This window comes from Lactobacillus sp. RTP31084st1_F9_RTP31084_210423, from assembly GCF_040919545.1.
Classification (GTDB): domain Bacteria; phylum Bacillota; class Bacilli; order Lactobacillales; family Lactobacillaceae; genus Lactobacillus; species Lactobacillus paragasseri.
In genome coordinates, this window is sequence record NZ_JBCOVH010000003.1 from 26,520 (window position 1) to 48,763 (window position 22,244).

The 22,244-nt window shown below is 33.8% G+C and carries 17 protein-coding genes and 1 pseudogene; 5 read left to right on the forward strand and 13 right to left on the reverse strand.

Going from position 1 to position 22,244, the window contains the following annotated elements; genetic code table 11:
• Positions 1-13 precede the first annotated feature (13 nt).
• Positions 14-1,058: pseudogene (locus tag AB5359_RS07565) on the forward strand (low temperature requirement protein A).
• A 24-nt stretch (positions 1,059-1,082) separates the two neighbouring features.
• On the opposite strand, the gene AB5359_RS07570 reads toward AB5359_RS07565, so the two are convergent.
• From AB5359_RS07570 to pnuC, 7 genes are all read right to left on the reverse strand, one after another.
• Entirely contained in the window at positions 1,083-2,045 is a 963-nt protein-coding gene (locus AB5359_RS07570) for an exonuclease domain-containing protein (protein WP_003650032.1), read from the reverse strand.
• Between the two features lie 3 nt (positions 2,046-2,048).
• Positions 2,049-2,858 (reverse strand): hypothetical protein, encoded by an 810-nt coding sequence (locus AB5359_RS07575; RefSeq protein WP_003651568.1) that lies wholly within the window; start codon positions 2,856-2,858, stop codon positions 2,049-2,051.
• Positions 2,859-2,873: 15 nt separating this feature from the next.
• Complete coding sequence (locus AB5359_RS07580; protein ID WP_003650030.1) at positions 2,874-3,509, reverse strand: DUF421 domain-containing protein; 636 nt, start codon at positions 3,507-3,509, stop codon at positions 2,874-2,876.
• A 7-nt stretch (positions 3,510-3,516) separates the two neighbouring features.
• Positions 3,517-3,966: a DUF3290 domain-containing protein gene (locus AB5359_RS07585; protein ID WP_003650029.1), complete on the reverse strand. Its 450-nt coding sequence runs from the start codon at positions 3,964-3,966 to the stop codon at positions 3,517-3,519.
• 5 nt (positions 3,967-3,971) lie between these two features.
• The gene (gene pepT / locus AB5359_RS07590) at positions 3,972-5,249 is read right to left on the reverse strand and encodes a peptidase T (protein WP_048686021.1); all 1,278 of its coding nucleotides are present in this window, start codon (positions 5,247-5,249) and stop codon (positions 3,972-3,974) included.
• A gap of 69 nt (positions 5,250-5,318) precedes the next feature.
• Positions 5,319-5,855: a PAS domain-containing protein gene (locus AB5359_RS07595; RefSeq protein ID WP_048686018.1), complete on the reverse strand. Its 537-nt coding sequence runs from the start codon at positions 5,853-5,855 to the stop codon at positions 5,319-5,321.
• Positions 5,856-5,926: 71 nt separating this feature from the next.
• Complete coding sequence (gene pnuC, locus AB5359_RS07600; RefSeq protein ID WP_048686016.1) at positions 5,927-6,697, reverse strand: nicotinamide riboside transporter PnuC; 771 nt, start codon at positions 6,695-6,697, stop codon at positions 5,927-5,929.
• A 496-nt stretch (positions 6,698-7,193) separates the two neighbouring features.
• Here pnuC and AB5359_RS07605 point away from each other — a divergent pair, with 496 nt between their 5' ends.
• The 3 genes from AB5359_RS07605 to AB5359_RS07615 all read left to right on the forward strand — a co-directional run bounded on the left by AB5359_RS07605 (position 7,194) and on the right by AB5359_RS07615 (position 13,712).
• The gene (locus AB5359_RS07605; RefSeq protein ID WP_239669369.1) at positions 7,194-12,254 is read left to right on the forward strand and encodes a YSIRK-type signal peptide-containing protein; all 5,061 of its coding nucleotides are present in this window, start codon (positions 7,194-7,196) and stop codon (positions 12,252-12,254) included.
• Between the two features lie 133 nt (positions 12,255-12,387).
• Complete coding sequence (mscL, locus tag AB5359_RS07610) at positions 12,388-12,765, forward strand: large-conductance mechanosensitive channel protein MscL (protein ID WP_020807594.1); 378 nt, start codon at positions 12,388-12,390, stop codon at positions 12,763-12,765.
• A 182-nt stretch (positions 12,766-12,947) separates the two neighbouring features.
• A complete protein-coding gene (locus tag AB5359_RS07615; RefSeq protein WP_231589373.1) occupies positions 12,948-13,712 on the forward strand; it encodes an Rpn family recombination-promoting nuclease/putative transposase in 765 nt (254 codons plus the stop codon).
• Between the two features lie 69 nt (positions 13,713-13,781).
• Here AB5359_RS07615 and AB5359_RS07620 read toward each other — a convergent pair whose 3' ends face one another.
• The 6 genes from AB5359_RS07620 to AB5359_RS07645 all read right to left on the reverse strand — a co-directional run bounded on the left by AB5359_RS07620 (position 13,782) and on the right by AB5359_RS07645 (position 20,110).
• The gene (locus AB5359_RS07620) at positions 13,782-14,273 is read right to left on the reverse strand and encodes a PTS glucose transporter subunit IIA (protein ID WP_020807592.1); all 492 of its coding nucleotides are present in this window, start codon (positions 14,271-14,273) and stop codon (positions 13,782-13,784) included.
• Between the two features lie 4 nt (positions 14,274-14,277).
• On the reverse strand, positions 14,278-14,787 hold the full coding sequence (locus tag AB5359_RS07625) for a hypothetical protein (RefSeq protein ID WP_020807591.1): 510 nt from the start codon (positions 14,785-14,787) through the stop codon (positions 14,278-14,280).
• A complete protein-coding gene (locus tag AB5359_RS07630; RefSeq protein WP_020807590.1) occupies positions 14,765-15,574 on the reverse strand; it encodes a MurR/RpiR family transcriptional regulator in 810 nt (269 codons plus the stop codon). The genes AB5359_RS07625 and AB5359_RS07630 overlap by 23 nt, the downstream gene beginning before the upstream one ends.
• An 88-nt stretch (positions 15,575-15,662) precedes the next feature.
• On the reverse strand, positions 15,663-17,549 hold the full coding sequence (locus tag AB5359_RS07635; RefSeq protein WP_048686011.1) for an alpha-glucoside-specific PTS transporter subunit IIBC: 1,887 nt from the start codon (positions 17,547-17,549) through the stop codon (positions 15,663-15,665).
• Between the two features lie 86 nt (positions 17,550-17,635).
• Positions 17,636-18,979 (reverse strand): 6-phospho-alpha-glucosidase (maltose-6'-phosphate hydrolase), encoded by a 1,344-nt coding sequence (locus AB5359_RS07640; RefSeq protein ID WP_020807588.1) that lies wholly within the window; start codon positions 18,977-18,979, stop codon positions 17,636-17,638.
• A gap of 393 nt (positions 18,980-19,372) precedes the next feature.
• On the reverse strand, positions 19,373-20,110 hold the full coding sequence (locus AB5359_RS07645) for a PAS domain-containing protein (RefSeq protein ID WP_048686009.1): 738 nt from the start codon (positions 20,108-20,110) through the stop codon (positions 19,373-19,375).
• A gap of 409 nt (positions 20,111-20,519) precedes the next feature.
• On the opposite strand from AB5359_RS07645, the gene AB5359_RS07650 reads away from it, so the two are divergent.
• Positions 20,520-21,908, forward strand: coding sequence for an L-cystine transporter (locus AB5359_RS07650; RefSeq protein WP_048686007.1), 1,389 nt, complete (start codon positions 20,520-20,522; stop codon positions 21,906-21,908).
• Positions 21,909-22,244: the final 336 nt, after the last annotated feature.

The window sequence follows — 22,244 nt, forward strand, 5'->3', positions numbered from 1 at the left end:
AGGTAAAATCTTCATGCAAGCAATTTTAAATAAACGAGTTTCAAAAATTGCTTTATTTTATGATCTCGTTTTTGTCTACATGATCTCTAAAACAACTGAGATACTTCATCATCTTGAGCATGGCCTTGTTTCCCCTACATCTTTTGCGCTATTTGCATTAATTGTTATTATCTTTATTAATTCATGGATGGTTCAAACTGTCTTTACTAATCGCTATGGGATAGGTAGCTGGGCAGACATTGCTTTTTATTTCTGCTGGTTTACTTTCTTTTACTTTAGCAAGTCATTACTTAATTAATTATTTTCAAACTAAAAGTGAAATTGATCAAAATATTTCCCGGGCATTTTTTCTAATTTTAATTTTTAGATCAATCACTTTAATCATTGGCGGACTATTAGATAATATTCCTGGCTTTGTTTTAGCAGTCATTGGCATTATTTTTAGTTGGTTAATGCCTATTTTAACCACAAAATATACTATTAAACATCCTATTATTTTTCCTCATTTACTTGAAAGATTAAATCTTTTAGTAATTATTATCTTTGGTGAAACAATTATTGGAATTGCGGATTATTTTCGACCTAATACTTTTTCACTTTATTCAATTCTTATCTTTTTAACAGTCGCTTTATTATTTTTCACTTATGCTTTACAATTCGATAAGTTTACTGATGAAGATCAAGATGACGTTACAGGTAATGCTTTAATTTATTTACACTATTTAATAATCTTTGGAATCAGTCTAATTACTGTTAGCATTAAATTTATTCACGAAACAGACGCTAATTCTTGGTTTGCCGTCTTATGTCTATATTGCGGGGTTGGTTTATTTTATTTAGGATTATTATTTGCAACACGCTACAATAAACCGCAATTCAAATTAAGAAGATCTACTATTCTGGTCTTTTTAATTACAACTATAATTGGAGCAACTACTTGCCTTATTTGGTCTAGTTTTGAGGTAATTACAATTCTAACTTTTATAATCGTAGCAATTAATATCAGCTGGTTAGTCCATCTTAATCTTCCCCACATAAAAAAAGGAATCCTACTATAGGATTCCTTTTTAGTATCTAGATTTTTAACTACGTGCCCAATTATCAAGCACATTTAAGAAAAAGCTCTCTGACCAAGTTCTAATGTTTTGCCCTTGTTTTTTCAGAGCTTTTGCCTTATTTAATTCAGTAACATCTGTTCTGAAGAAATCGTGATCACCAACTAGAACGTAATCCGTATCTTGCCCCACTTCTTCTTGAATAAAGCCGCCTAGATTTTTTACTGCGTTAGCTAATTCATACTCATCTAGGTCTAAATCACCAGCAATTACCACTTTTTTATGAATAAAAGGACTGCGAAAAGCTTGCGTTTGCTTAACAATATCAGGCCACTCACTAGTTAAATCTAAAGTTTTAACTGCCTCTTGTGCTCTAAGCATATGCTCTTGTTTAAATAGTTTATGAAACTCATCAAAAACCTTTTTAGTATCTAAGCAATCATCTAAACCACGGTGTTCTTGGTTCTCTGCAATATTCATTCGATGCATGCAATCAAGCAAGCGATTATGTCGCTCTTGTGGATAAAAGCTACGCGCCAAACGGTAAACATCTACATAGTCATTGTTTAAAACTGTCAAATGATACTTTTCAGCTAAATCATAAACAAAGTTCAAATCAAAATTTACATTATAGCCAACAATTGGATCACTGCCGATAAATTCGCGATACTTCTTAATTGCTTCTTGAACTGGTAATCCTTTTTCTTCAATAGCTGCTTCATCAATTCCATTTAATTTAGTAATAAAAGCAGGTACCTTATTATTATCAGGAAACTTCACTAATTCTGAAAAAGTTGCTACTACTTCTCCATGACGTACTTTCAAGCCACCCATTTCGGTAATTCGATCACGATATGGACTAAGACCAGTAGTTTCAACATCAATTAAAGTATAGTTTTCTGGAAAACCAGGCTTTTCAATTCCTTTTTGACGTATTTTATCTTGAGCAGCTGGAATTCGTAGCACACCTTGAATAACTGAAATACTCATTTTTTAACCTTCATTTTTAGAAATTTTTTCAATCACTTCAGGAAGCGCCATCCCTAACCCGGCACTTCTTTTTTGAATGTTATCAGGTAATTCATCCTGACTTAAATCGGCTGCAACATAATGCCAATCTTTAAATTGTTCTACTAATTTTACCATTGGATCAAGCAATTGTGGACTAGTTGGATCAACACCTAATTCTAAAACCACAACTTTCTTAGTTTGATTTCTAGTTAAAAACCACCGAAATCTTGTATTAGCATCTTCATCTGGGAAGAAATGTGCATTAAGCGGCATATGAATTTCCATTGGTGAATCACAATCTTCGCAGCGCGGAATCTCGCCTTGTCCATTAATATATCTCTTTACAACAGACAAATCAGAGTAAGTACCATGGTTTAATCCACTAGAACACTGCATTCTAGTCCAATCGCCAAAAACATCAAAAATTTTCTCTTGCTCAAATCCCGCTGTTTCAAAAAAGTGACCAAAAGCACTGGTCGCAATAAAATAGTTCTTTCCATTTAAGAGCTCTTTTAATTGCTTCATTGCCTTACTTGGTTCATATTCAACTGAATATTCATTAATTAACTGACTCCAAAACTGCCATTTTTCATCCCAGGAATCAAAATTTTTGTCTAAGGCATCTGCAATAGTTTTAACATGATATTTTTTGCTTACTGCTTGATATTCAATTGGAAAAGCCGCGTCCTCAAACATATCAAGCCCTTCCATTTGTGCAAAGCCATTACCAGCAGTAACAATTACTGCATCTGCTTCAGCTAGCCATTTTTGTATTTGTTTAAAATCTTTCATGTTATTTCTTCCTTTTTATTTTTCAGAATATCCAACCAAACGTAGTTTTCCTTCGATATATTCTCCTAAAAAGACATCATCAATACTATTATAACCAGCTTTAGTTACTTCTTGTTCAAGCCAAGCACTAGATTTATGAATTAAATCTAAAACGTCATCATTAATTTGACCATCACTAATAATTGGAAAGCGAATATTATCTTCATCGTTTTCAATTACCGTTAACTGCCCATTTTGTTCAAAAATGCAATTTTTAACTTTTTCAACTGAATAAATTCCTCGACTCCTCAATCTAAACATTAATTCATTAGCTGAAATACCCGCCTTCATGCAATTTCCAACTAAGACCTGACCATTCTTTATCACTTGAACCGGTTTTCCATCAATTAAATTACGAACCCAATTACTACGTTCACGTCCAAACTTCAAAATAAAAACTACCAAAGTCCAAATCACTAACACGAGTAAAAACTGAATAATTGTAATGCTGGAATTATAAATTAAACCACCAATAATTCCACCAAGGACATAATTTTGTAACTGATCTAATGCTGTAGTTGGTGCTAAATTGCTCTTACCAAAAACGTTAATCTGAATAATGAGAGTTAAGATCCCTAAAGCAAACTTAATAAATAATTGTGTATAATCCATCTTTTACCTACTTTTGTACATATACATGATGATCAATTACATGAGCACGAGTCAAAGTGTAACTATTATTATCTTCATTTAAATTCAATTGATAATCTTCATTTTTGGAATCGATTCGGATAATCATTCCATCTTGCAAGGTCGTCGAACTTACCATTACATCGCTTTTCTTAACATTTGCATCGTCTGCAATTGACTTAATAAAAGGAACAATTTGAGCAGCCTTTGATTTTTGCTCATTATTTTGAATATATTTTTCATACTGAGTACCAGCAAATAATACCAAAAATAAAAGTGCGATGATTCCTAAATCACGATACCTGGTATTAAAACGATCTCGCAAATAAAGAATAGTAAAAATAATCATCGCACTAGCTGCTACAATCATTAAGATATATAAGGCCGTCCGATCAGTGTTTTGGTGACTTTGAATATAATTTATTGTATAAAAATTCATTTAACTTAATACTTTCTCTTTAATGGACGTTCATCACGATTACTATTTAATAAAACATGTTGCCGAACAATTTCAATCAAAGTTCTAGAAAGCAATGCCATACTCTCAGTTGTTACATATTCATATGGCCCGTGGAAGTTCGCACCACCATTAAATAAGTTAGGTGTAGGAATGCCCTTTTCTGAAATAAAATCTCCATCTGTTCCACCGCGAAATGGAATAATTTTAGGCTTTAATCCTAGAACTTCATAGGCATGTAAAACTAAATTTACAACATAAGGATGTTTCTTAATTAAATCACCAGGACTACGGTATTGATCATGTAACTCTAAGGTTACGCGATCTTTTCCATATTTTTCATTTAACTTATCCACTAGGTCTGTGACTAACTTTTTCTTTTTCTCAAAGCCATCAGTATCAAAGTCTCGGATAATCAATTGAATTTGGGCATGATCAACATTACCGTTATTGGATAAAACCATAAAATAGCCATCAAAGCCCTTACTATTTTCTGGGACCTCATCAGCCGGCAAGCCTTGGATAAATTCACTAGACATCAAAGCAGCATTAACCATTAAGCCATATGCTTCTCCGGGATGGACAACTGTACCATGAAAATGAATTGTAGCAGCTGCTGCATTAAAAGTTTCAAAAGCAATGTCACCTGGATCTCCATTATCTAGAGTATAGGCGAACTCAACTGGAAAACGTTGAACATCAAAACGAGCTGCTCCTTTACCAATTTCCTCATCAGGACCAAAAGCAACCCAAATATCGCCATGCTTTACGCTAGAATTTTCTTTTAAATATTTGAGCATTCCTAATAAACCCGCAATTCCGGCCTTATCATCCGCTCCAAGCAAGGTTGTTCCATCAGCAGTAATTAAAGTTTCACCTAAGTGCTTTTTCAAACTAGAAAATCCACTTGTGGACAAAACTCGCCCCTCTTTTAATACAATATCCTTTCCATCATAGTCTTGATGTACTTGCGGCTGAACATTTTCTGCATTGAAGTCAGCTGTATCCACATGGGCCACAAAACCGATCGGAGTAACTTGTTCATCTCTCACTGTGCCAGGTAGTTTTCCAACAAGATATGAATCTTTTTTAGAAAAAGAGATATTTTCTAAGCCCAAATTTTCTAATTCTTGTTCGATTATTTTTAGCAATTCAATTTGTCCAGGTGTTGTTGGTACTTCTTTACTTTGGTCATCTGAGCGCGTGTTTACCTTACAATATTCAATAAATTTATCTTGAATATACGCTTGATCAATTACAGCCATTTTAACTACATTCCCTTCTCCTAGATATTTTAATTATATTTTAAGGAAAAATATGCTTATGTCAATTTTCTATAATTCAGACGCTCCACTTTCGGCATCAATTTCTTGATTTTTACGATAAACTTCACCATTCGGATTATTTGGATCATCAACTAATTTTTGCCCAGTTTCCTTTAAATAATATTCCACAAGTGGATAAATATCTTGAATACTCTCATTAATTCCTGAAAATTGATGATTTTTATCAAAAACAGCACGATAACTATCCACCATAAACCTCTTTTGAGTATTAGTCTGGTCCGCAAAGCGGAATTCTTTTTCCCGACCTGTGCTTAATTTGTGGAAGACTTCCGCTAACTGTTTCTTTTCTTGCTCTGTTTTACCCAACGAACTAATATTTTCTCCAAGCTCTGGTGGATTATAGTTCATTCCCGGCAATTGTTTATAATATGTAAATTTTCCCAATTTATTAAAAGCAAGCAAGTTACTAGGAAAAGATGATAAATAATTATTTAAATCTGATACTCTCATTAAGCCCGTATTTAGCTTTACATAGTCATCATTATTTGCTGCATTTGACAATTTCTTTTTCCACTTTTCATTCATCTATTTATACCTCACAAACAAAAAAGCATGCCGAAACTCGACATGCTCATTTTAACTTATTTCGATTTTTATTAGTCTTTAATAGCTTTTAATCCTTCACGCTTTCTTCCCATATTAAACCAAGGGGAAACAGTAAAGGCCAAAACGTCATTAACAACATAAATTAAGGAGTTAACTGCCATTGCTAAAGTTGCATCTCCTTGTGCGTAAGTTACACCCCAAAGAATTAATTGAAAAATTCCACTAGCAGTCCACCAGAAGTATTGGTTGTTGTAGCGTAAGAAACACATAATTCCAGCAGTTAATGAAATAGCGAAACTAATTGCATCAATCCAAGGACGTGGGTCGTTAGTAAATTTACCAATTAAGTAACCTGATACTGCATACACAATTAAGGTACCAACAATTGCAATAATCCATTCTTTAGCACCAAATTTACGTAAATGGTTCTTAGTATCATCATTCCAAGATCTAACTGAAATAATAACTGGCAAGTCTAAAGTTAAAATATAAGCAATTTGCTCAAAAATCGATAAGTAATTTTTAGCAGCTAAACCTGCATAAATAAAACAAGCTGCCGAAATTAAACCAAGCCAACCATTAATTGCCTTAGTAGCGTTGATTGCTAACACACATAATGTTCCAAGTAGAGTACCAATAAATGTAATTACTGTTAAAGTAGTAATTTTGTTTTGAATCAAAATAGCCAATTGAAACCCAAAGGAAAAGAACCAAAGCATATAGTTTTGTACTGGCCAGCCATGTAATTGCTTAAATAGCCAAACAAAGTAATTATCCTTTCTTTCCTTATGATTTTCTTGTAATGATGTTGAATTATCCATCCATTAACTCCTCTTTCTCTATATTAGGTCACACCATATATTGTGCCTTATCCGCCTTTTACTCAAAAAAGCATCTGTATCTATTATAGTAGTCAAAAAATTCAAAACAAGAGTTTACATCTTTAGGTAAATATGCGGTAGGCGTTCCTTCCAGTTAAATAAAGCGCTTTCTTTTCTTAGTCATTAGGATTTTCGAATAATTTAATATTTTTTTGACCTTTCAGCTTGCATCATCAGCATAATTTTACGTTCCAATTTATTTTTTTGATACCTCTTTTAATAACGTTTTTTAATTAGGTGCTTATTTTATTATGGTATAAAATTTATAGTCTTTGCCTTTTAAAGCTATTAATAGCAACTTTTTATCAAAAATAATATGAATATTCAGATTAATCAATCTTTTTTGATTTCATTATTTAAAGTTGAGTTATAATAACTTGTTGGAAAACAAAATTGTTATTTTATATATAAAATGATTGTAATCGAGGAAAAAGAAATGTCACATAAGAATGATTTATCTTTTATTGCTAAGCTTAATGGGAAAGAAAAGTTTAGCCTTAGAAAACTTTCAGTTGGATTAGTTACTGTTGCATTAGGTACAACATTCTTTTTAGAAAGTTCTAATACCGCGCATGCTGCTGAAGTAGACACTACAAATCAAAATGTTACTAGCCAAGAAAGTACTTCCGATTCTCTCAAATCGCGCACTTTAAATATTCAAAAGACTAAAGCTACAGAAGATTCCACAACTAGCACTAAACCTGTTCAAAATAATGAACAAACTTCTGTAAATCAAACTAGTAAAAATAGTGGAACTACTGTTAGGCAAGAAACTAACTTATTAGCTACTAAGTCAGAAAAAGCAAACACTACACAAGCATCAGCTCAAGCAATTAATTTTGAAGAAAAAATTCAAACTACCACTGATCAGAATCAATCTACAGCTGTAAGTATTACAGGTGATGACGCTAATAAGTCAATGATGGCTAATGTTACTCAAGGAACAATTAGAGTTCATATTAATCAAAATAAAGAGAACCCCATTACTATTAATAATGGACAAAAAATCACAGTTTCAATCGCTGCCACTAATAACTTGTTACGCTTTAGTACTCCTCCTTCTAAGATTAACGACTTTGAGATAAGCACATCACAAACAAATACCAATAAAATCTTTACTTTTACTTATACTGGTAGTGATGATGGGATTCTATCAAATTTTAATCCAACCTTTTATTTTACAGCTGATAATGACGTAACTAAGCAATATAAGGACATTCACGGTACTTACCCAGACTTCAATTTACCTGTTACCGTAACTTTATTTAATAACCAAAAATTTACTCAAAACTTACCAATCAAGATTACTCCATATAAAGATCTAGTTGTAACCAAAGAAATTCTTCACGGTTTTGTTATGGGACCAAAATTAATTGGAACCCCTGGGCAAGACGGTTATCCTGGTAATAATGGTTCTTATACCGAAAATGGTGCAACTTATTATGGACCAGAACCAAGTGCTGCGGCAGATGTTCCTGCTGATAAACAGAAATCTGCTCGACTAATGCAATACGCACTTGAATGGAATTATGGTTCCGCTAAAGAGCCAAGTTTAAATCCATTGATGGATGTTTTAGTTAACATCAAATTTAATAAGGGACAAGAAATTCTTCCATCTACTATTAAGGCTTTCAAGATTCCAGCAGATATGGAAGTCGTTGATTCTGATGGTCAAAGAGTACCAATTAATAAGTACTATGGTAACCTTGCAACTCTTCCTGAAGACACCAACTTTGAAAAATTTTTAAGAGACTCAATTTCTAGCGACAAAAAACAAATTACTATTGATCAAAAAGGCAATTTTACAGTTAACGGCGTAGATTATTCTACAATGGGGCCTTACTTTATTCAGTTAGATACCCTATTAAACCCTAACGCTATTGACAATTGGGCAAGTAACCCAGATTCCGGTGTGGGGCCTTCAATTACTACTCCAATTGTTAATGAAAATGATTGGAAACACTCCGGTTCAGGAAGTACAACTAATACCTCTACTCAAACTTATACCGACTTCAAATTTGATCCTGCAGTTGATCGTGTTGTTAGAATCTACTTCATTGACGAAAATACCGATAAAGAAATTCCAGATACTGTAAGATCAATTATTGCTAAAACTAATTCTACTGTTGATAACCCAACTATCAATATTATCAATGATCTTAAGAAACAAGGCTACGTGTTAGATAAACAAGCAACTAACGGTGAAACAAGTGATTTCAGCAAGAATCTGAAAAATTACAATATAAGTAATCAAAACTTTAAGACAGATTCTTTAGAAAATAACTACAACAGTCAAAAGATTAATATCAAAGATAAATCACTTAAGTATTACGTTTACCTTTACCATGGTACTACACCAGTTAGCGACAAAAAGACAATAAAAGAAACAATTAATTACGTTTATGCTAACGGTACTCAAGAAGGAAAAACGGCCGCAAATCCTTATGATAAGACTGTAAGTTATACTCGCACTGGAACTAACGATTTAGTTACCGACCACATTACGTGGGAAAAATGGCAACCTGATTCCAGTTTCAATGCTGTAGAATCACCTAATGCAAATGATAAGAATTATACCTTAGTTGATAAAACTGAAATCCCAGCCATTAAGTTAAACATAGATAATGATGGAAAGATTACTACTGAAGATAACGATCCTTTAACTTACACAGTTCATTACTATGCACCAGAACATGCACAACTTACCTTCTACGATGATACTAATGGCCAAAGCTTAACTGATTATTTAATTCAAAATAAACAGAAAGCTTTGTTAACTGATACTTATTCTGAATTAAATAATAATTCAAGTAAGCAGCCTATCTCGTTTACTGACGCAGATAGGATCGTTAACTTTTTAAAGAACAATCACTACATCTTTACTGGTGTTTCTGGTAATGGTTCTATCACAAATTCTGATTATTCAAAGATCGCTTATGGAAACTTCGATAATGATGAAACTAAGGATCAAGAGTTTATTCTTCATTTTAAGCATGCATTAGATAATCAGAATGAAACTGCTGTAGTTGCAGAAAAAGTTAACTATGTCTATGAAAATGGTCCCCACGCAGGTAAGACAGTGGTTGATGCTGCAACTTCTCCAATTGACCAAAAAATTACTTACACAAGAACTAGAACTGTAGACCTTGTCAATGATCCTAAAGGTGAAAATACTAAATGGTCTAACTGGACACCTGATAAAGCATTCATTGAAAACTTTAATTTACCAGAAAAAGTTAGTGGTCTTGATAACCAAGAAAAAATTTATTTATTAGATTTAGCTCAAGTTAAAGCTACAAAAGATGGTAAAGTGTTCGACTACTCTTCACTTAAACTGCCATTTGAAACATCAGAATTGAGTAATGATAAGACTATTAATCTAAACGTCACTATTCCATATACTTTAGCTGAAAATATTACAGTTAACTATATTGATGACACGACTGGAAAAACTTTAGAGAGTAAGTCATTATCAGGTAAGCCTAATACAGAAGCCAATTATTCAACTAAGGATACTATTGATAAATATGTCGCTCAAAACTACGTTCTAGTTAGCGACCCAACCAATCAAGCCCCTCTTTCATTTGACAACGACGAACTTCCTAATAATCAAAATTATGAAGTTCATTTCAAACATGGAATCGGTCCTGTTTCTAATAAGAAGACAGTTACCGAAACTATTCACTATATTTATAAAGATGGTTCCCCAGCTGCTAAAGATGCTACTAACCAGCTCACTTTCACTGAAACTGGTACAAAAGATTTAGTTACTGGCACAACTGATACAAAATGGTCTGCTCCACAAACTTTCGCTTCAGTCACTTCTCCAACAATTTCTGGCTATACTCCAGATCAACTTAAAATTGATACTATTAAAGTTGACCATAACTCTCAAAATATTGAGAAGACAGTCATCTACAATGCTGATAAGCAAGGTGCTGTTCTTCGCTTCTATGATGATACTGAAGGAAAATTCATTGACTTTGTTAAAGACCTTAAGACAGATGGAACAAGCAAATCTACTATTTCATTTACTATTCCATCCAATTACGATTTTTCAAACTATAACTTTGTTGCAGTAAACGTAGGTAATGATCCTAAAGGTATAACTACTAAGTTGTCAGGCGATACGTTGTCTGATGTAGCTTACGGCAAGTTTGATACTAATGATCAAGTCGACCAGTACTTCATCGCTCACTTTACTCATAAGACAAATGACGTTAAAGAAAATAAGTCTATTTCTGAAAAAGTTGTCCTTTATGCCGAAAATGGTCCTAAGAAAGGTCAAGCTCTCCAAACTATTGAATTAGGTAATACCGGTTTCACTAGAAATGGACAAAAAGACTTGGTTACAAATCAAGTTTCTTGGGAAACATGGACAATAGAAAATAATAGTCACGCTGTTTCTCTACCAGTGACATTTTCAACTGTTTATAAGATTGATCCTACTAATATTACTCAAACTACACCTGTTTCCAAGAAGTTTGAAATTAATAATCAAATAGTATCTCCACTAACCTTCAATGCTACGACGGATCAAGATTTGATTAAATCTTTAGCAAACAGTACAGAATTTATGGTTAAAGTTCCGTATGAATTAACTGAAAATGTTAATATAACTTATATTGATGATACTACTGGTAAAACATTAGAAACTAAGAGCTTATCTGGTGAGCCTAATACAAATTCACAATATTCTACTAAAGATACAATTGATAAATACGTAGCTAATAATTACGTTTTAATCAGTGATCCAACTGATCAAAAGAACATTTTCTTTGATAATGATGAAAAGCCTAACAATCAAAATTATGATGTTCACTTTAAACACGCCTTTAAAGAGATCGATAATTCTAAGACTGTTAACGAAACTATCACCTATATTTATGATAACGGCAAAGAAGCTGCACCAACTTATAATACTTCTGTAGAATTTACCCAAACTGGAAAGCTTGATTTGGTAACCGACAAGGAAGAATTGAATGATTGGTCTCCAGTTTCTAATACCTTTATCGCAGTTACTTCACCAGTCATTAAGAACTATACTGCCGATCAAAAACAAATTGCTGCACAAGCAGTTCAACCAAATAGTAGTGACCTTTCGTTCCAAGTTGTTTACACTGCTGTTCCAGTTCAACCTACCAAACCAACCGAGCCTACTAAGCCGGTTCAACCTACTAAACCAACTATACCTACTAAAACGGTTCAACCTGCTAAACCAACTATACCTACTAAACCGGTTCAACTTGCTAAACCAGCTAAGTCAACACAAACCCAATTAGTAAGAAAGAACAACGAAACAAAATCACCTATTTCTTCTCATTTAGCTTTACCAACAAACGCTGCTAGTCACGAAACTAAGAAGACTGAAGAAAACAACTTACCTCAAACTGGCGCTAAGCCAAATGATGCTAGCCTAATCGGTTTAGCCTTTGGCGCTACTTCATTCTTACTTGGTCTAGTTGGCAGTGAACTTAAACGAAAGAGAAAGAATTAATTTCTTTTCAACAAAAACGTTAGATTAAAACTCTAACGTTTTTTTGTGTTCTAAAAGCATTTTTCTAGTGAGAAGTTAATTACTTTCGGTATAATTTTTAATTAATAGCTACTTTTTTAGAAAGGAAAAGCAAATGATTAAAGAATTCAAAGAATTTATTTCTCGTGGTAACATGATGGACTTAGCTGTCGGAGTTATTATCGGTGCAGCATTTACCGCAATTGTAAATTCATTAGTTAAAGACTTAATTAATCCCCTCATCGGATTATTTATTGGTAAGATTGACTTATCAAATCTGAAATTTACTGTCGGTGAAGCCACATTCAAATATGGTAGCTTCTTAAATGCAATTATTAACTTTTTAATCATCGCATTGGTTGTCTTCTTCTTAATTAAATTAGTCAATAAAATGATGCCTAAAAAAGAAACTGAAGAAGACGATCCAACACCAACTAATGAAGAAATATATCTTCGTCAAATTCGTGATTTATTACAAGAAAAAACTAAATAGATTACTGCATCCCTTAAATATTTGAGGGATGCATCTTTTTCAAAAAATAAAACTCCTTTTTGCGTAATTTAAATTAGAGATCTTTCTCTAATACACTTAAAGGAGCGTTCTATGAACAAAAAGGAGCTTGAAAGCGCGTTGATGAAGCAGATATCACTGCTGATCCGATCTTTAGCTGGGTTATGGAACAAGGAACTAATTGCCGCGATCTTTTGCAGGCAATTGCACCTGAATTGCATATTCAAACTGCTAGTTTTGAAACGCAGAAAAGATTAAAGTTTCATCCTGCTATGCATGGCATTATTCCAGATATCTACGCTACAGACGACAAGGGCCGAGTCTTTGATATTGAATTACAAATGACTCTGCCAGACTTTTTAGGAAAGCGAATGCGGTATTATTTTTCAATGATGGATCAAAGTCTGTTTATGCAAGGTGAAAATTATCGCAATTTGCCTACTACGTACTTAATTTTAATTCTGCCAACTGATCCTCTCGGACTTGATCAGTATCGCTATGATACGACTTGGAACACCAAGGGATTCAAACATGATCCACTAAATATTGGTCAAAAATTAATTTTACTTAATGCAAGTGGAACAAAAGGAAAAATCACGCCACGTCTCCAAGGATTTTTCGATCTAATGCGTGGTAAAATTAATACAAATGATAGCTTTATTCAAAAGCTACAAAGCGATGTTGAGAAATACAAAACCAATCCAGAAAGAAGGAAAGAACTCATGGATTATCAAATGAAACTTGATGACATGCGATATGTCGGCGAAAAAAATGGTAAAGAAGAAGAACGAATTGATGCCATTAAGAAGATGATTAACCTCAGTAGAAAATTAAATGCTAGTAATGACTTCATATTAAAACAATTAACTGATGATTATGGTGCATATTTTTCTCAAGAAGAATTAAAACAATTTATTAAAAATAATTAGATAGTTAAAAGACACCCATGACTCTATAAAAAATTAAGTCATGAGTGTCTTTTGTATTTAAACTAAAGTCTAATTTTTCCTAAAGGTAATTATTTGTACCTTATCACCAGAACTAATAGATCCTTTTTGAACTGGAGTAATAGATTCAATTAAATCCATATTAGTATAAACAACAATTACAGAATCATCGCGACCGCTATCAGTAACTTGTTTTAAGTCCATTGTTCCAAGCAACTGACCAGGAGTAACATGATCTCCCTTTTGAATTTCCATCTTAAAAGGTGCCCCATTTAACTCCACTGTATCAATTCCTAAGTGTACAAGGATTTCTAATCCTTCTTTGGTCTTAATACCAATAGCGTGCTTAGTAGGAAATAAAGTAGATATGTCGCCCTCTACTGGTGAATGAATTTCTCCACTAGTAGGCTTAATAGCATAACCATCGCCTAACATTTTAGTAGAAAACACATCATCTTTTACTTCGGTAATTGGTATTAATTCACCATCAACAGCGGCATCTACTTCTAATCCTTTATTTTTCTTTTTAAAAAAATTAAACATTTCTCTAACCTCTTAAATCTTTTAATCCAATTAAACCCAGCAAAAGAATACACAAAACATACAATACTGTACTGATGATAATAGTTGTCTTAAAATACGCTATTGCTCTGTCTGTAACTTTAAAACTATGTAAAGCACGTAAGCCAAAAAGACTTAATAGAAAACAAATAATATTGCCTACTAGCAACTGACAGAAACACTGACAAATCCAAAAAATTTTTAGTTCTTTGGTACTATTGACTAACTTATCTTTCTTTATCCAGCAATAATATCCTAAAAGAAAATCAGTAATGGCAACAATGACGGAAACAGCTATCGTGGGCTGACTATGAAACATATCTGCCAAACTTACTTTCGTCATTACAACTCTAAATTCAAGCAGTCCCCAAAAAAGTAGCGGAGCAACAAGTAGAATAATTGAGTACCACTTCAAAATAGAACGTATATTTAACCGTAGTCGTTCCATAATCTGATCACAAAAATCAGTTACTTTATTCTTCGTCATAGTCCACATTATCTAACTCTCCTTTTTGTTCCTCCCACTGATAGTACTTAGCAATCAAAAGGTCAATGAAAGTATACGCAGGACTAAAGGCGTCATTGGTAGCCTCTTCTTCCCCTCCAGAAAATTTTTTAAACTTCAAGGTACGGAAGAAAAAACTATAATCTACTAATGAGATCAACTCTGCTGGGCGCAAGGTTGTAAATGATACTGTCGTTATTTTGTTATTCAAAAGTTTTATCTTACTTATTTCATCGCGGATTTGAATATTATCACCACTATAAGAAATGATAAACAGCATATCTTCCTCTACGGCCCGTCTACTTACTATTCTTAGTTCTTCAATTGCCGATGGAAGAATTACAGCTCTTTTCCCGATTATGAATAACTCATGAGCCAAATATTTTGCTATTAACTCTTGAGACCAACCTGTTGAATATAAATAAATCGTATTTGCGCGCTCAATATCAGAAAAAACCTTTTCTAAGTCTAACGTGTTATAGTAATTCAGCACCTCTTGACTTGCATTTTCTACTTCAGTTGCAATATCAATCGTATTCATTTTCTTTTCATGAGTTAAATCTGATAATTCAAACCGCAATTCACTGTAGCCTGATAAACCTATTTTTTTGCACAGTCTAAAAATAGAAGATTCTGAAACATACAATTTTTTTGCTAGTTTTGCTAAGCTCAAATGGCTACATAATGTTGAATTTGAAAATAAGAATCTAACAATCTCTTTCTCAGATTCACTTAACTCTCCGTTTTTTTCCCAAACGCGTCTTTTCAAGTCAGTCATTGTTACATTAATCTCCCCAGTAATGTAAATGCTATCATAATTACACTACTAGAATAACATAAGACTAGTCTAAAAAGCGTTTGGAGTACTACATATTTTCTTTCATTTTATCAACAATACTATCTGCATTTAAGCCAATAACAATATCAATCTCATTGTCTCTACGAGTAACTTCATGAGCTCCTAAATCTTTAAAGTGAGCATCATCTGCAACTTTAGATAGATCATAGACTTCAACCCTAATTCTAGTTGAGCACGATATTAATTTCTTGATATTATCACTACCACCAAGTAGATCAATAAATCCAATAGCTTGTTCAACTTCTGGATCTTGTTCTTGACTTACCTTTGTACTTTGACCAGCTTTTTCAATTAATGTTTGCATTCTTTCTAAGACTTGCGCAACATCAAGACCAACAATCACTTGAATAGCTTTACCATGGTGAACAACATTAACAGCTTTATTAGCTCTGAATTGAGCATCTGATCCCAACTTATCTGGATCCTTTACAGTTACACGTAATCTAGTAGCACATGACGATAATTCTTCAATATTGTTTGGTCCACCTAATAATTCTAGATAAGCTTGTGCTCTAGCAATATATGGATCAGAAGCATCGACACCAGTAGCTTGTTGAGCCGCCTTTTGTTGAGCCATCTTTTCTTTATATTCTTTCTTATTGATTAATTTAACATCTTCATCATCAGCTTCACGGCCTGGAGTTACGTAGTTAAATTTTTCAATCATTATCTTAAAAATAAAGTAAGTAAGAAGACCGAATACAATTCCGACAATAAATTGCATTACATAGATGTGCCAGTGATTTGCCCAAAGTGGAAGCCAGTTCATTGACGCAATACCAATTGCACCATCTGACATAAGTCCTCTTAAACCAAAACACCACATAACCGTATTCATAGTAGCAGCCATAACTGAATATACAATCCAGAGTACTGGGGCAGCAAACAAGTAAGTAAAGTCAATAGGTTCAGTAATACCAGCAAAAACAGAAGTTAGTGCAGCTGGGATAAGCAATGCTGAGGTTTGTTTCTTCTTATTCTTCTTAGCGGTTGCATAGAAAGCCCAACAAATAAATGGTACTAAGAAGACTTTTTCATTACCGTAAAGTTGAAATCCTTCTACAGAAGCAATTTGTGATAAAGGTTTTGTACTTGCAGCATATTCTGTTAAGTGCTTTAACCAATATGGTTGAAGTCCACCAGCAACCACGGCTGGTCCAAACTGGAATGGAATATATACTAAGTGGTGGAGTCCGGTAGGAATTAATACACGGTTCAAAAATGAATAAATCCAAATTCCTACAAAACCACTGCTTACAATAAAGTGTTGCATACTGTTAATACCTAATTGAACTTTAGGCCAAATTAAACAAGTTAAAAATGCAACTGGGATCATTACAAAGAACCCTAAGAAGTAAACATAAGTTGACCCCTGAAAAGTACCTAGCCATTCTGGTAATTTCTTATCAAAGTAATGATTATGGAGATAAACAACAATACCAGCAATAATTAGGGAGAAGACAATATTAGTATCTAGTGTCTTAATACCGGCAATTTCAGTTAAACCACCGTTAGTCGCATTAGCAGTAATTTGAATCTTATTAAAGTTTGGTACTCCAAAGAAAGCACCCCAATGACTTAGCATAGCTCCAACAAAATAGTTGAAAGTCAAGTAAGTAATAAGAGCTTCCATTGCAGCACGTCCGCGTGATTTATTTGCTAGTCCAATTGGCAATCCAACAACAAATAATAGACATTCTTGATTAAATACAGTCCAACCACCAGCGGAAATTGTATCCCAAACTTTATACCAACCAGTCGTAGGATTAGCTAATGATCCAAAAATTGTCGCATTGTTAAATAAGCTTCCTAAAGCTACCACAATACCGGCAAACGAGAAAAGCAAGACAGGTACGAACATTGCCGCCCCAAATCTTTGTAGTTTCTGCATCATAATTCATTCACCTCACAAAAAGAAGGACCTATTAAACCACAGCATTAACAAGTCCCCCTTTAATAAATCGTTTATCTATTAAATTCCTATTTCAGTTCTGGCCAGTAAGGCTTGTTTTCTGGAATCATATCGTCAAGTATCTTCTTAGCAACAAGTGCATCTGGAACGGTCTTATTAAGTGCAAATGCTTCCCACATCTTTTCATATGAGTGTTGTTCGTATGCATCAACAACTAGTTTTTCACAAGTTTGTTGTTCCATCATCAAGCCTCTTTGGAAGATTCCAGCTTTACCAGTTGCCATTGGTTCAACGCCATGTGAGGTAAACAAGCAAGGAACTTCAACGATTGAATCAGGATCCATATTTGAAATAGCACCATTATTTGGAATATTTGCTAAGAACTTTTCTCCGGTGTTATAAGCAATTGCATGACAGATATCAACAATATATTCTGAGTGAGTTGCGTTACGATCCCACATATTATTTTCGGCAGTACCTTCTTTAACGATTCGTTCACACTCACCAAATACAATCTTTTGACGATATTCACGAATTTCATCAGTACGAGTATGATGCGGATCTGCATGCTTAACTTCATATTGTGGATAGTAATAATATTGCATGTAAGTGTTTGGTAAAGTATTTGGTTCCAAAGCATAGCAATCAGCTGCTTTCTTAAAAGTTGCTTCCCAGCTAGGCTCAGTATCCTTATCAAAATCACCGCCTACCCAGTAACCATTCTTTGAAACGTATTTCTTAAGTTCTGGCATTAAATCTTTTCCAGTCTTCTTGTCCCAAACACCTTTCCACCAACCAAAGTGGTTTAAGCCGTAATAGTTGAAATCTAAGTCATGATAATCTTTCAAGCCACAAATTTGTGCCATTCTTGTCATGATATCAATTGGCATATCACAAATATTAATAACTTTTGAATGTGGGCGAAGTCGACGACATGCTTCAGCAACAATGGCAATAGTATTAGAATAATTAATCATCCAAGCATTAGGTGAATATTCTTCCATCCAGTCAATAATTTGAATAATTGCTGGAATAGAACGAAGACCGTATGCCATTCCTCCGGGTCCTGTAGTTTCTTGTCCATTAACTCCATATCTCAATGGTATTTTCTCATCTAAACTACGCATGTGGTATTTACCAACACGAATTGAACCCATAACGAAATCAACATCAGTAAATGCTTCCTTAGGATCAGTAGTATATTCGAACTCAATTTCTGGAGCTCTTTCTTTCATAATAATTGCTACTGCATCCCCAATTTTCTTTTGACGTTCTGCGTCATTATCGTAGAATTTTAACTTTCTTAATGGAAATCTATCTTGATTCTGTAATAAGTTCAGTACAAAGCCTGGTGTAAATGTACTACCACCACCAGCAATAACAACTGAAAACTTACGGTTATCTTTAGTCATACAGTTTCTACTCCCTTTTGTGATTCTCTTTTATAAGATATATCTCGAAAAACTTTTCCTTGTTTTTCCTCTCAGCTAGCTTACACATTATTTATACCGCTCCCAGTCTATTAAAGAAAGCGATTTCAGCACTTAAGAATTCTATTTCACTTGTTCAAAAATTCTTGTCAAATACTGAAATATATTTCATCCATCAGTTTAATTAAAAACATTACGTATCAATACTGTTTAACAATACAAATTTTATCAATTGGTATTTACCATTGATGTGATATTTCATCATACTAATTAGTTAATAGACATCCCTTTAGCAGTTACTCCTTATCTACATACAAGCAAAAGAAAAAGCCTACTTCAAAAAAGTAGGCTTTTTAAAATCTAAAAATTATTCAACTAATATTCCGAAGCACCAGAGTTAGTATCAGGTTTTGCTTCTTTCTTTTCTTCTACGTGTTCTTCGTACTTAGACGCACTAGTTGCAGTATCAACTTCATCTTTCTTATAAGTTGCGCCAGTGGTTGCGTCAGGATCATCTACCAGCTTTTGACCAGTAGTTTCACAGAAATATTTTACAAATGGATAAATATCTTGTACCCATTCATAAGTTCCCATATAGTTACCATCTTCGTCTTCAATTCGCTTATAATCATGCAAAATCAACTTATGACGATTACCATTTGGCACTGGCATCTTAACTTCATCGTGTCCATCTACCTTATTTCTTAAAGCATAGATAACTTTCTTAGCTTCAGGAATAACATTACGAATATGAGGGTGAACTGCTCCCATAGTATCACCAACTTGGTCTGGAGTACGACCAGCAAGCATCTTTTTATTTGGATCAGTTGGCTTGTTATACCATAAAAATTGGTTATTATCATCAACATAAGTCAATTCGCCAAACGTACGACGGAGCATCCAATTAATTTGATTAACCGTAAGAAGACCAGCATCCAGCTTTACATAGTCATCACCTTCAGCTGCATTAACTTTCTTAGCTGCCTTATCTAACCACTCTGGATCATTTTTGTCTATACCTTCAACAGTGTAGCGTGATTTACCAGTCGCATCAAAATCTTCTTTAAGATAATCTTCTTCTTTTAAATCTTTTAACCATTTAGGTTCTGCCATTTTACTTCACCTCATAAAACTTATTTACTCTCAAGTTGATTATACCTACTAAAGAAAGAGCTTTCAATGTTTATATACAATATTTTATATACTGTTTTAGCATAATATATATTTATGGAATATTATTTTTTTAAGATTAATTGTTGACTAAAAGTAAGTTATAAGATATTATAACTTGTGAAAAGTAAGAAAGGAGCTAATGATTATGTTTAATGTACGTCAAGCAAATTCTTGTTGTTGTAATTGTCAAAAAATTTGGCAATTATTTGGCGTACAGTCATTAGTTCACTTCAGGAATTTCTCTAGTTAGAAACTAGCTTTTCAAAGTTATAACTATGATTTTTCTCAAGAGCTGTTGGCACTAGGCCAATGGCTCTTTTTTGTTTGCTTAGAATCGGGGTTGAATAAATTGCAAACTACTCTCATTGTTTTAGTAGCCGTCGCTATTCTAGCTGGCATGGCTTACTTACATAAAAAGAATTGGGGATTTACCAAGCTAGTATTTCTCTCATTAGTCGTTGGAATCGTCTTTGGAGTTTCTATTCAATTAATGTTTGGTGCCAAAAACGAGATTGTAAAAAATAGTATTGATTGGATTTCAATTGTTGGAGATGGGTATGTCTCCTTATTACAAATGTTGGTTATCCCACTAATCTTTGTTTCATTAGTTGGTGCCTTTACGCAATTAAAAATGACTACTAAAATCCGAAAAATTGCTACAAGTGTCTTAGCTATCTTGCTAGGAACTACTGCAGTTGCTTCATTCCTGGGCTTTAGCAGTGTTGCAATTTTTAATTTAGGCGGAGCTGGCTTTGCTAAGGGAATGACTGCTTCTTCAACTGCTCTTAGTGCAATTAAGGACCATCAAGAACAATTGAAAGGCCTAACTTTACCGCAACAAATTACTTCGTTTTTCCCGCAAAATATTTTTGCCGACTTTGCAGGAATGCGTTCAACTAGTACAATTGCAGTTGTAGTTTTCTCTATCTTTGTCGGAATTGCATTCTTACAAATTAAGAAAGAAAAAGCTGAAGTCGCTGCTACCTTTGCACGTGGTATTCAAGCATTACGTGCAGTTATCATGCGGATAGTTAAAATTGTACTCGAACTCACTCCATACGGAATCTTTGCTCTAATTGCTAGAACTACTGCAACTAACAGTTTCGCAACAATGAGCAAATTATTGGTCTTCATCGTTGCCGCTTATGTTGCAATAATAGTTATGTTTATTGTTCACGCTGTTTTACTTTTAATTAATGGAATTAATCCTATTACTTACTTTAAGAAGGCGTGGCCAGTTTTAGTTTTTGCCTTCACTTCCAGAACTAGTGGTGGTAGTTTGCCATTTAATGTTCGTACCCAACGTGAATCAATGGGCGTTAGCGACACAATTGCCGATTTCGCCGCTAGCTTTGGTTTAACTATTGGTCAAAATGGATGTGCTGGTATTTACCCATCGATGGTTGCAGCAATTACTGCTCCCCTTGTTGGAGTTAATATTTTCTCATGGCAATTTGTCTTAACCTTAGTTGTAATTGATGTTATTTCAAGTTTCGGCGTTGCCGGTGTTGGTGGCGGTGCAACATTTACTACTTTAATGGTACTTGGAGCACTTAACCTGCCAGTTACAGTACTTGGAGTTTTAATTGCTATTGACCCAATCGTTGACATGGCAAGAACTGCTCTTAATGTTAATGATTCGATGGTCGCTGGTGTAATTACTGCTAAGCGTACTGGTGAATTAGATTGGAATATCTTTAATAATCAAAAAGATGATGTAGATACTGAAATTGAATAATTTTTATAAATATTCTTGACATTATTATTTAGTCATTGTAGTATTATGACAACAAAATTAATTAAAGCTTAGAAAAGATGAGTAAGCACTTAATGCATCTCACAGAGAGTCGGAACAGGTGTAAGCCGATGTTGCTAGAGTGAAGAAGATGGTCTTGGAGCTAAATTAAAATGCGAGCTATTTAAAGTAAGCAATTTACGATTGACGTACGTTATCACGTCTGAGTCTTCCATATTTTGGAGTACTTATTAAGGAACTGATTGTGAAATTGGTTTGAATATAGGGTGGTAACACGTATTAAGCGTCCCTAGTGTAGTGTAATAGCTATACTAAGGA

What these genes read in the sequence shown, in the direction of transcription:
- AB5359_RS07605 (WP_239669369.1), top strand. Translation starts at nt 7,194, where the DNA reads ATGTCACATAAGAATGATTTATCTTTTATTGCTAAGCTTAATGGGAAA.
- AB5359_RS07580 (WP_003650030.1), bottom strand. Translation starts at nt 3,509, where the DNA reads ATGGATTATACACAATTATTTATTAAGTTTGCTTTAGGGATCTTAACT.
- AB5359_RS07640 (WP_020807588.1), bottom strand. Translation starts at nt 18,979, where the DNA reads ATGACTAAAGATAACCGTAAGTTTTCAGTTGTTATTGCTGGTGGTGGT.
- pnuC (WP_048686016.1), bottom strand. Translation starts at nt 6,697, where the DNA reads ATGGATAATTCAACATCATTACAAGAAAATCATAAGGAAAGAAAGGAT.
- AB5359_RS07585 (WP_003650029.1), bottom strand. Translation starts at nt 3,966, where the DNA reads ATGAATTTTTATACAATAAATTATATTCAAAGTCACCAAAACACTGAT.
- pepT (WP_048686021.1), bottom strand. Translation starts at nt 5,249, where the DNA reads ATGGCTGTAATTGATCAAGCGTATATTCAAGATAAATTTATTGAATAT.
- AB5359_RS07635 (WP_048686011.1), bottom strand. Translation starts at nt 17,549, where the DNA reads ATGATGCAGAAACTACAAAGATTTGGGGCGGCAATGTTCGTACCTGTC.
- AB5359_RS07575 (WP_003651568.1), bottom strand. Translation starts at nt 2,858, where the DNA reads ATGAAAGATTTTAAACAAATACAAAAATGGCTAGCTGAAGCAGATGCA.
- AB5359_RS07620 (WP_020807592.1), bottom strand. Translation starts at nt 14,273, where the DNA reads ATGTTTAATTTTTTTAAAAAGAAAAATAAAGGATTAGAAGTAGATGCC.
- AB5359_RS07625 (WP_020807591.1), bottom strand. Translation starts at nt 14,787, where the DNA reads ATGTGGACTATGACGAAGAATAAAGTAACTGATTTTTGTGATCAGATT.
- mscL (WP_020807594.1), top strand. Translation starts at nt 12,388, where the DNA reads ATGATTAAAGAATTCAAAGAATTTATTTCTCGTGGTAACATGATGGAC.
- AB5359_RS07630 (WP_020807590.1), bottom strand. Translation starts at nt 15,574, where the DNA reads ATGACTGACTTGAAAAGACGCGTTTGGGAAAAAAACGGAGAGTTAAGT.
- AB5359_RS07570 (WP_003650032.1), bottom strand. Translation starts at nt 2,045, where the DNA reads ATGAGTATTTCAGTTATTCAAGGTGTGCTACGAATTCCAGCTGCTCAA.
- AB5359_RS07645 (WP_048686009.1), bottom strand. Translation starts at nt 20,110, where the DNA reads ATGGCAGAACCTAAATGGTTAAAAGATTTAAAAGAAGAAGATTATCTT.
- AB5359_RS07615 (WP_231589373.1), top strand. Translation starts at nt 12,948, where the DNA reads ATGGAACAAGGAACTAATTGCCGCGATCTTTTGCAGGCAATTGCACCT.
- AB5359_RS07595 (WP_048686018.1), bottom strand. Translation starts at nt 5,855, where the DNA reads ATGAATGAAAAGTGGAAAAAGAAATTGTCAAATGCAGCAAATAATGAT.